This is a genomic window from Acetoanaerobium pronyense (assembly GCF_017874355.1).
GTDB classification, from domain to species: Bacteria; Bacillota; Clostridia; order Peptostreptococcales; family Filifactoraceae; genus Acetoanaerobium; species Acetoanaerobium pronyense.
This window is the reverse complement of sequence record NZ_JAGGLI010000053.1, coordinates 1-10854: the sequence shown is the minus strand read 5'-3', so window position 1 is coordinate 10854 and position 10854 is coordinate 1. Positions and strand designations below refer to the sequence as shown.

Below are 10854 nucleotides of genomic sequence, written 5' to 3'. Positions count from 1 at the left end.
ATACCAAAACCAGATGGTTTCATGCTTTTTTATTGTCAATTATTATTGAATTTTCAAGATTCATATATAGAATTTCATGTGCGAAGTTTTAGTAAATAACTAAAAACCTATTAGCTTTATTGCTATTTTAGGTTTTTTTTATATAAATTTTTAGTAAGTTACTACGATAAATGATATAATTTTCCTAGTACTTAAAGACATTAATATCAATGAATTTTAATTTACTAATATAAGGAGAGGGGCTAATAATGTTTCAAAACGAGCAATTTATAAATGATTTTGTAGACGAGGCTTCATCTCATGCAGAAAAATTTGAAATAGATTTATTAACTTTGGAATCAGACAGAAATAACAAAGATTTAATCGATTCACTGTTTAGAGCTATGCACAGCATTAAAGGCACTGCTGGATTTTTGGGATTAAACAAAATAGTAAGGTTCTCCCATAGTATGGAAAGTGTTTTAGGAAAAGTTAAGACAAATGAAATAACAGTAAATGATAAAATTATTGAAACTTTTTTGAAAAGCCTAGATTATTTAAAAGTTATGATAAAAAAGGGATTTAAAAGTGAAGAACTTGAAATTAAAGATTATACTGATGAGCTTGATAAACTTGCTGACTTGAACGATAAAAAAACTAAGGAATCTAAAGATGAAAGTTCTAATATTAAAGAAATTACATTTATTGAAAATAAGTTTGATTACTTGGAAAGCTCTCTTAAATTTGGAAAGAGATTATATAGTATTATCTTTATTGAAACACAAGAGGATTATAAAAATAATGTATTTAAAGAAATGGATGAGCTTGGAGATTTAATTATATTTAAAAATGAAAACAATGATAGTTTTTATTTTTGTACAATACTTGAAAAAGATATGATTAACCTTGTAATAGAAGATGATAAATGTTTTATTGAAGAAATAAATATAAAAGAAGAACTGGAAAAATTAAGTTTAACTCATGAAAATCAAGATAAAGTAAATCAAGATGAAGTAAATCAAGAATTAGAGTTTGATTTTAAACCAAGTGACTTTAAAGATTTATCATCTGAAACCATACGAGTTAGTGTCTCATTACTTAATAAACTTCTTGATATCTCAAGCGAAATGGTTTTAAGGAGAAATCAGCTTCTAAATCAGCTATCAAAACATAATATAGCTATACCTGAGCTAAATTCACTGATGCAAAATATTGATTTTTTAACTACGGAAATACAGGAAAAAGTCATGCAAACTAGGCTTCAGCCTCTAAATAATATATTTAATAAGCTCCCTAGATTAGTTAGAGATCTTTGTAAAAATTTAAATAAAGATGTAAATATCATGATAAAAGGTGGAGAAGTTGAATTAGATAAGTCTATAATAGAGGCTCTTATGGACCCATTTATACATTTGATTAGAAATTCAATTGACCATGGGATAGAAATATCAGATGAAAGAGTTAAAAAAGGCAAAAAGTCTAAAGGTGAGATAATTATTAAGGCCTATCATGAAAGCAGCTTTGTAAATATAGATATTATAGATGACGGAAGAGGATTATCAATCCCTAAAATAAAAAATAGGGCATTATCTATGGGATATTCCTTAGATTATTTAGAAAGTATTTCAAAGCAAGAATTAATAAATTTCATTTTTGAACCTGGTTTTTCCACTGCAGAGGAAGTTACAGATATATCTGGCAGAGGAGTAGGTATGAATGTACTGAAAAGTAATATAGAAAAATTAGGTGGGACCATAGAAGTTAGCAGTGATGAAGATTTAGGTACTAGGGTTAGACTTATACTTCCACTTACTATGGCGATAATCCCTTCTTTAATACTTGGAGTATCTGATTTTAGATTTGTAATTGCTAAATCCAACCTACAAGAGATAATGAAGATAGATGAAAAAGAAATTAGAGATTTAAATGGAGCAAAAGCAATAAACTTAAGGGATGACTTAATCCCTATAGTGTACCTTAGTGATATTTTAAAGATAGAAAATAAAAACAAAAAAAACAAAGTGAATATAATAGTCGTAAAACTAAAAGAGAAGAGATTTGGAATTGTAGTGGATAGCATATTTGATGAAGAGGAGATACTTGTAAAGAAGCTCCCAAAATATTTTAAGAGTATTTTATGTTATTCTGGAATGACCGTTCTTGGAGATGGAAGAACTGCAATGATTTTAGATCCTGATGGAATTGTTTCAATGGGAAATCTAATATTCGAAGATAATAAGAAAAATGAAAGTGAAGATGAAGTTAGTGAAGTTGAAAACTCAAAAAATCTATTGATTTTCAATGGGGTTGGAGAGGAAACTTACGCAATAGACCTAAAATATGTCTCTAGGGTAAAGCAAATAGATAGAAATTCTATTGAAAAAATTGGCAATGGTATTTATATTCAGTATGAAGATAAGCCTGTAAAGTCAATCTATATAGAAGATTACTTAAAATATAGTAAAAAAGAATATAAAGATGATAAACTATACATCATATTATTAAAGGGATTTGAAAATGAATTAGGTATTATTATTAGAAAAATATATGATACTTTTGAGATGAATTTAGATTTTGATGAAAGTTTAAAATCTGAGTTTATATTAGGAAGTTTTATCTACAATAAAAAAATTACTATTTTACCAGATATTGATAGTATTGTAGAAAATACAGATTTTACAACAAATACTTAAATATAAACAGGAGATTTTAAATATGAAAAAAGAAATATTAACCTTTTATATTGGAGGATATTTGATAGGAATTGATATCCTAAAGACAAAAGAAATGGTTAGAAATGCTTCATATGATAAGGTGGCAAGCTCTCCTCCTTATATCTTGGGTCTTTTAAATCTTAGGGGACAAATAATAACATTATTTGATCTTAAAAAAATAATGCTAGTTGAGGAAAAAAAAGCAGATGAAAAAAGGCGATGCGATTGTATAGTCCTTAAAAGGACAAATGAGATAGATGAATTAATAGGATTTGAAATAGATGAGCCAGGAGAGGTGATTGAAGTTGAGGAAAGCAAAATTTCTCCTTCACCTGCCAATATTGATATTAAGATAAGAAGCTTTGTAGAAGGAATTATAAAAAATAAAGACAAGACAATTATATTAATTTCAGTTAAAGATATTTTTATGAATGATGATTTAAAATTAGGGGGAATGTAGCTTGAAGATTAGCAATAGTTTAGTATCTAAAATCACGATAGGTGTTATTATACTTGTTATCTTAGGAATGACAATATTATCCACAGTTTTTTTAAGAGAGGCTAGAGGTAGTAAAGTAGATGCTTTTGAAAATCCATTAATAGGAGATTCTCAAAAATTAGGAAGAATACTTGACTTATATCTATCAGAGAGAATATATGATATGAAATTTATATCAACAAATGAATTATTCTTATCTGAAATTTACTCTGAAAACGAAATATCAAGTTTTTTATCGGATATTGTAAACGACTCAAATGGAAGATACTTAAGCTCTAGATTTGTTGATTTAAATGGTGATTTAATTGCAGCAAGCAATTTTCAAGAAAAGGTAAATTTTTCAAGTGAAAAATGGTTTCAAGGAATAGGGTCAAATAATGAAGTTTCATATGAACTAATAGAAAAAGGGAATGGTGAACTTATTATAACTATTTCAAGTATAGTGAGGGATAGGGGAAATAGAAATATTGGGATACTATCATTTGATATGGATTTTGGATTGATTGATGAAATTATGAATAGAAATATTGGTGATATGAGTAATCTAGGGTGGGAACGAAGCTACAATATAATACTTGATAGCAATGGAAATGTAGTTTGGCATCCTCAAAGAGATTATATAAGAAATTTAAATTTGCTTGAAGGTCAAGGGGATTTATCTGAAGCAGCTAATGAAATGATCCAAGGAAAAACAGGAACAAAATCATACAATTTCGAAGGGGAAGACAGGATGATAGCTTATTCCCCTATGAAGGGATACAATGATTTTGAGGGCTTTGGTTGGTCATTTGGAATAGTTACGTCCCAATCTTTTATAGAAAATCTAATCAATTCTCTTAGAAATACTATTATTTATTCATCCCTAGGTTTAATTATTATACTGTCTTTGTTTATTATATTCTTTTTAAGTTTATCTTTAAGGCCTTTAAAGCGTATTTCTCAAATTTTAAAGGAAATATCAGAGGGAAAAGGAGATTTGACAAAACGAATAAATATATCTGCCAATGATGAGATTGGGGAAATGGCAAAGTACTTTAATGAGTTTATAGAGAAAATACAGGAAATAGTAAAAAATCTGATTAATAATACAGAAAATCTAAATAGTGATGTTGTAAATCTTACAAAAATATCTGAAAACATGACATCAAGCAGTAATACTATGACAGATAGAACCTGCAGCGTTAGTGCTTCCGTTGAAGAGATTGCAGCTATAATTGAAGAGACTGCAACTGCTACAAGTGAGGCTAGCTCTAGCATAAACTCGGTTGCATCTTCTAGTGAAGAAATGACATCAAGTATCAAGACTCTAGCTGTTGCATCAGAGGAAATATCATCTGAAGTAAATAACATAACATCGCTTATAGAAAATATAAATGGTAGGATAGGGAAAGTATTGATTTCCTCAAAGGATGCAGATAAGTCTGTAAATTCAGTTGCAACTGCAATAAAAGAGATCAATTTATCCCTTGGAGAGATAAGCAGCAACTGTGAAAGATCTATAATAATTACAAATGACGCTGAGAAAAAAGCTAATTTCACCACTAGCAATTTTGAAAAACTTAATAAATCTTCAAAGCAAATAGGAAAGATAGTAAATTTAATAAGTGATATAGCGGATCAAATAAATATGTTGGCTTTAAATGCAGCAATTGAAGCTGCTGGAGCAGGGGAAGTAGGAAAAGGGTTTGCTGTAGTTGCAAATGAAGTAAAAACTTTGGCAAGGCATACAGCAGATGCTACCGATGAGATAAGTCAGCAAATTGAAGAAATGCAATTTAATATGGGTGATGCTAGTGATTCCTTTGAAAAAATCAACTCTGTAATAATAGAAATTAAGGATATAACAAACTCTATTGCTGCCGCTGTAACTGAACAATCATCAATTACTGGAGAAATTGCAGGTGCGGTACTTGAATCATCTCAAAAGGTTAATGATATAACATTTGAAATAGAAGAGGTGGATTTACAAGCAAAGGGAATATTAAGAAGTAGTATAGAGACTAATAAAGGAGTTAATGAGATTGCAAGATCTGCATCTGAACTATCAGTTGCAGCTAATGAAGTTTCCAAAAATATTGCAACAGTTTCCCAAGGAGTAAGAGGAATTTCAAAATCATCTGAGAAAATATCAAAAGGGGTTAATGAGATATCTGAAAATATAATTGAACTTAACGGTGTTGCTGAAGAAACCTATAAAACATCTGAGAAAACCCTTAAAACATCAAATTCACTTTCTGATGTATCTGATAGAATTCAAACTTCAGTAGGGCAGTTTAAAGTGGAATAATAATTATGGATGGAGAAAATTATGAAGTTAGATATTTTGATTGTAGATGATTCAATTGTCTATAGAAAAGCACTTTTCGAGGCTGTTGAAAAAACTGGTATATCAGGTGATATAAAAGCTATTTCAAGGGGAGCTCTTGCTTTAGAATGGTTAAAAAACAAGAAGGCAGATGTGATTTTATTGGATCTTTATATGCCAGAAATGACTGGACTAGAGGTTTTGGATGCTTTGAAGAGAGATTATCCTGAAATTGATGTAATAATGATAAGCTCAAAAGATGGTGAAGAAAAGGAAAATGTAATGAAGGCTCTTTCTATGGGAGCCTTCGACTTTATATTTAAGCCAACATCAGGGGACTATCAAAGTAATATAATAAAGATTAAAGATACTTTAAGAATCTTATTTTATTCAATCATACAAAAACGTAGTTTGAATTTAAAGTCTGAATATATTCATGAAGCTAATAAAGAAAAAAAATCATTCCTTGAAAATGAAGGAGTAGTTAAATCAAAAAATTATTTTCAAAATCCATTTTTAATTTTAATAGCCTGTTCTACAGGTGGACCATCAGCATTAGAAAAGATTTTATCTAACAAGTTGTTTGATGTATCATCTCCAATTCTTATTGTGCAACATATGCCAGAAGATTTCACAGAAAGCTTAGCAAAATCTTTGAATTCAAAATCACATATGAATGTAAAGGAAGCTGAGGATATGGAAGTATGTGAAAAAGGGAAAGTATATATCGCCAAAGGTGGATATCATATGGAGGTTGAAAACAACTCTGGAAATCCGTATATAGTATTAAATAAAGATTCTGCAGTAAATGGACTAAGGCCATCAGCAGATAAATTATTCACTTCAGTTGCTAATAATTTTTCTGGAAAGAAAATATTAGTCATAGTATTGACTGGGATGGGAAATGATGGGCTATTAGGAGTAAGAGAACTAAAGGAAAAGTGTGATTGTTACTGCATTACACAAAGTGAAGAAAGCTGCTTAGTATATGGAATGCCAAAGAGTATTGAAAATGAAAAATTAAGTGATGAATCTTTGGAACTGGAATCTATTACCAAAAGAATATTCGAAATAAATAACAAGGGGCTAATATGTTAACATCAAAAGAATTTAGTTTATTTCAAAGTTATATTAAAAAAAGCTGTGGAATTATAATTAACGAAGATAAATCCTATCTTATTGAAAGTAGGCTTATAAGACTTTTAGTTGACTATGGTTTTGAAACATTTGAAGAACTTTACTCTATGATTGAAGCTAATAAAGATCCTTTATTAGCTGAAAAGGTGATAGAGGAAATGACGACAAATGAAACTTTATGGTTTAGGGACAAGACTCCCTGGAAAATAATGGACGAACTTTTATTACCAAGATTAGTGGATCAAGTTAGAAAAAAAGAAATATCTAAAGTGAGGCTTTGGAGTGCTGCATCTTCAACAGGTCAAGAAGCTTATTCAACTGTGATGGCAATAAATGAGCATTTAGAAAAAAACAATATTACTGATGTTAAATTGTCAGACTTTGAAATAATAGCTACAGATATATCAAGACAGGTTATAGAAATAGCTAAAAAAGGAAGATATGACCCTATTTCTATGAGAAGAGGGATTGACGAATATTACAAAAATAAATACTTTGAAAAAGATGGAAACACTTGGAAAATTAAAGAAAATATAAAAAATGTTGTTAAATTCCAAAAGCTCAACCTTCAAAATACATTTGTTTCTATGGGGAAGTTTGATATTATTTTATGCAGGTATGTCATGATATACTTTTCACAAGAATTTAAAAATGATTTATTGGAAAAGTTATACAAGTCTCTAAATGGGGATGGAGCTATGTTTATTGGAAGTTCGGAGCTTTTATATAACAACAAGCATTTTTTTGATGAAAATGAGTACAAACAAGGGATTTACTATACAAAGAAAATATTAGAGGTGTAATTATGAAGATACTATCAATAGATGATTCTGCGGTTGTAAGAAAAATAATAAAAGGGGCAGTTGATGTTATAGAGTTTGATTTGGTTGAAGCATCTGATGGATACGAGGGGCTTGAGATACTTAAAAAATATTCTGATGAGATAAAACTTGTATTACTGGACTGGAATATGCCAGGATTAAGCGGGATTGAAGTACTTAAGGAAATAAAAGAAGACGAAAACTTAAAATCAATACCAGTGATGATGGTAACAACAGAAAGTGAAAAGGAAAATATAGTTAAAGCTATAAAATTAGGAGCCAGTCACTATGTTATTAAACCATTTGCAATGGAAGAGCTAACAAGAAAAATACTTGAAACCCTTGGTATGGGAGGTTTATAAATTATGGATAATACTTCTTTTATCAATGTGATTAGGGTTGCATATATTGATGTTATGAGTATGATACTTGGAATTGATGTTTCAAACAGCCTAGAGGTAATAGATTCAGATATAGAAACTCAAATATCGGGAGTTATGCTACTGCTTGGTAAAAAGAAAAAGATGGCCACAATTTCTATTTCAGAAGAAAATGCTAAAGAGGCAGTCTCATATATGGTAGGATTAGACCCTTCAGACTTATCAAAAGAAGAAGTATATGATGGAGTAGCAGAACTAGTTAATATGATTTTAGGGAGAGCAAAGCTGTTTTTAAAAGATACTGAAGATTACTTTGATATAACTCCTCCCTTTACTGTTGTTGGGGATGCTCATAAATTTATAATAAAAGAAAAGTTGATTGAATTTAGCAATGTTTTTTCTTTAGAAGGAATGGATGCGCGTATAACTGTGTTTACAATTGATTAAATTTGTATACATTAATTTGTAAGGATGAAGGTGATTTTTTGTATAAAATTCTTTTGGTAGACGATAGTGACCTATCTAGAAAAATTGTAAAAACCGCATTGGAGCAAAATGAATACCAGGTTATTTGTGCTAAAAATGGTCCTGAGGCCGTAGAGTGTGTGAAGAGTGTTAATGATATTGATTTAATACTTATGGATATTGAGCTTGAATCAGGAAAAGATGGTATAGATACTGCAAAAGAGATATTAAGGATAAAAAATCTTCCAATAACTTTTTTAACAGCTAATTCATCTAAAGAGATTCTTGAAAAAATAGAAGGACTTGGGAATTATGGATATATTTCTAAAGGGATAGAAAAGTATGCTTTTCTTTCTTCTGTTCAAAGTGCCATAAATCTTTTCAACTCGGTATCTGAAGCGAAATTTTATCAATCTATTTATGAAAATGCCAGTGAAGAAATATATATATTTGATTTTGAAAAGAATGAGATACTATCCGTTAATAACTCTGCATGTGAAAACCTAAATTATTCTAAATTTGACCTTAGTGGGGCTTCAATATTTAAAGTCATGCCAGAGCTTGAGCATGAAATAAAAAACATGTTTAATAATTTAAAAGAAGGAAAAAATGAAATTAAATTCAATCAAAAAAATAAAAGGAAAGATTCTACCGTTTATTTCACGGAAAATAAAATCAGTTTAACTTTTTATAAAAGTAGATCTATAGGAGTCATAGTATCCACTGATGTAACAGAGAAAAAAAGGCTTGAAAAGGAAAAGGAAGAGAATCAAAAAAGATTGAATGCTATGATTGAGGGAGTTCCAAGTCCAGCTTTATTAGTATCAAAAGACAATATAATAATGAATCAAAATAAAGCGGCTGAAATCAATTTTGAGTTTGGAATAGGAATGACTTTTGATAGCAGTATTTTAGATGAACAAACTTTTTCAAAAAAAGATTTAAGTGAAGAAAAAATTAATACTGAACAAAAAAATCACGAAAAAGAAGCACATAATAATAGCAAAGAAATTTTCTATAAAAGTAGATATTGGAATTTACATATTATAAAACTTGGAGAAGATAATTTATATTATTTTGTTGATGTAACAGAATATAAAGAAATGGAAAACAAACTCTTTGAAATGGCAATAAAAGATGAGCTTACTGGAACATTTAATAGAAGATATTTCACGAACAAGTTAAAAGAAGAGACTGAAAGAAGCAAAAGAACAGGACGTGCCTTTTCAATTATAATGTTAGATCTAGATGATTTTAAACTCATTAACGACAAATACGGACATTGCATAGGTGATGTGGTTCTAAAATCAGTAGTAAATTCAATAAACGATAGATTAAGAAAAATAGATTTATTGGCTAGATGGGGTGGGGAAGAATTTATGATTATTCTTCCGGAAACAAATATTGATAATGCAAGATTTGTTGCAAACTCTATACTTGAGAAGATATCACATATAAAAATTGGAGATATACCAAAAATCACAGCTTCTATAGGAATATCTGAATATAATCTTTCAGAAGATTATAAGGCTCTTATAAAAAGAGCTGATGACAGAATGTATGAAGCTAAGAGAAGTGGGAAAAACTGTGCGAAAAGCTAATGATTATTTATGTGAACTGTTAGGGCAATATTTTGAGTATAATTTTTAGGGAATGGGAGAAGAAAATTCCATGATAAATATTTTAATAGTAGATGATTCAGGGGTTATAAGAAGTTCCATAAAAAATTTACTAGAAGGTGAAGGGTACTCTGTATATGAAGCCACTTCTCTCAGTGACTTAAAGTACAATACTTTCTCTAATAAAATTAAATTAAATGAGCTAAACCTAATTTTACTTGATTTTTATTTGCAAAATGAAACAGGTTTGGAGGTAATAGAGTTCCTAAATTCTAAAGAGCTTTCAATTCCAATAGTGATGATGACTGGAGAAGGAAAAAGAGATATAGTTATAAAATCAATTAAATTAGGCGCAAAAGATTATTTACTAAAACCTTTTGATAATGAAACCCTAATAAAAAAAGTAGATTTTGTTTTAAATATTAAAAATCTTAAGATGGATCAAAAGAGTTATGAGAAGGAAATGAAGGTATTTGAAAAAAACCTATCACTTGAAGTTGAAAGGGCTATAAGGTCAAAACTAGGGTTGTGCATTGCAAGAATAATCCTACCTAGCAACGAGATTATAGGAAGGGATATAATAAAAAAACAGGTAAGGGATATTGATCAGGTCTATATTGTCAATAAAATGAAAGCTGTATGTATTTTTCCATTTACAGATGAAAAGGGATTCGAAATAGTAAAGGGGAAAATTGAAAAATCTCTTGATTTATATTTAAATAATAATAGTTTTAGTAGTAAAACCTATTTTTTTAAAGGAAATGAAAAAGATATTGTGGATATAGAGAAAAAAGACATATTTTGTAAAGAAATAATAAAATTTTTAGATTTAGGATAATAAGCCTGAATTATTCATACACTTCTTTTAAAATCTTTAAAAGCATTTAAGCGTAAGCTTTACAAAGGCGTAGCCTTTTACACCTATTAGGTGAAAA

At 29.2% G+C, this 10854-nt stretch carries 9 protein-coding genes; all 9 read left to right on the top strand.

From position 1 onward, the window contains the following. Positions 1-248 precede the first annotated feature (248 nt). On the top strand, positions 249-2672 hold the full coding sequence (locus J2Z35_RS14070) for a chemotaxis protein CheA (RefSeq protein ID WP_209662038.1): 2424 nt from the start codon (positions 249-251) through the stop codon (positions 2670-2672). 22 nt (positions 2673-2694) lie between these two features. After that, entirely contained in the window at positions 2695-3153 is a 459-nt protein-coding gene (locus tag J2Z35_RS14065; protein WP_209662037.1) for a chemotaxis protein CheW, read from the top strand. A gap of 1 nt (position 3154) precedes the next feature. Continuing rightward, positions 3155-5479 (top strand): methyl-accepting chemotaxis protein, encoded by a 2325-nt coding sequence (locus J2Z35_RS14060; RefSeq protein ID WP_209662036.1) that lies wholly within the window; start codon positions 3155-3157, stop codon positions 5477-5479. Positions 5480-5500: 21 nt separating this feature from the next. Further along, positions 5501-6595, top strand: coding sequence for a chemotaxis-specific protein-glutamate methyltransferase CheB (cheB, locus tag J2Z35_RS14055; RefSeq protein ID WP_245330927.1), 1095 nt, complete (start codon positions 5501-5503; stop codon positions 6593-6595). Continuing rightward, positions 6589-7437 (top strand): CheR family methyltransferase, encoded by an 849-nt coding sequence (locus tag J2Z35_RS14050; RefSeq protein ID WP_209662034.1) that lies wholly within the window; start codon positions 6589-6591, stop codon positions 7435-7437. The genes cheB and J2Z35_RS14050 overlap by 7 nt, the downstream gene beginning before the upstream one ends. Before the next feature lie 2 nt (positions 7438-7439). Beyond that, positions 7440-7817 carry a response regulator gene (locus J2Z35_RS14045; RefSeq protein ID WP_209662033.1) on the top strand — a complete coding sequence of 126 codons (378 nt, stop codon included), beginning with the start codon at positions 7440-7442 and terminating at the stop codon, positions 7815-7817. 3 nt (positions 7818-7820) lie between these two features. Next, on the top strand, positions 7821-8282 hold the full coding sequence (locus J2Z35_RS14040; protein WP_209662032.1) for a chemotaxis protein CheX: 462 nt from the start codon (positions 7821-7823) through the stop codon (positions 8280-8282). Positions 8283-8320: 38 nt separating this feature from the next. After that, the gene (locus tag J2Z35_RS14035; RefSeq protein WP_209662031.1) at positions 8321-9901 is read left to right on the top strand and encodes a diguanylate cyclase; all 1581 of its coding nucleotides are present in this window, start codon (positions 8321-8323) and stop codon (positions 9899-9901) included. A 70-nt stretch (positions 9902-9971) separates the two neighbouring features. After that, on the top strand, positions 9972-10757 hold the full coding sequence (locus tag J2Z35_RS14030) for a response regulator (protein ID WP_209662030.1): 786 nt from the start codon (positions 9972-9974) through the stop codon (positions 10755-10757). The last annotated feature ends 97 nt before the right edge of the window (positions 10758-10854 follow it).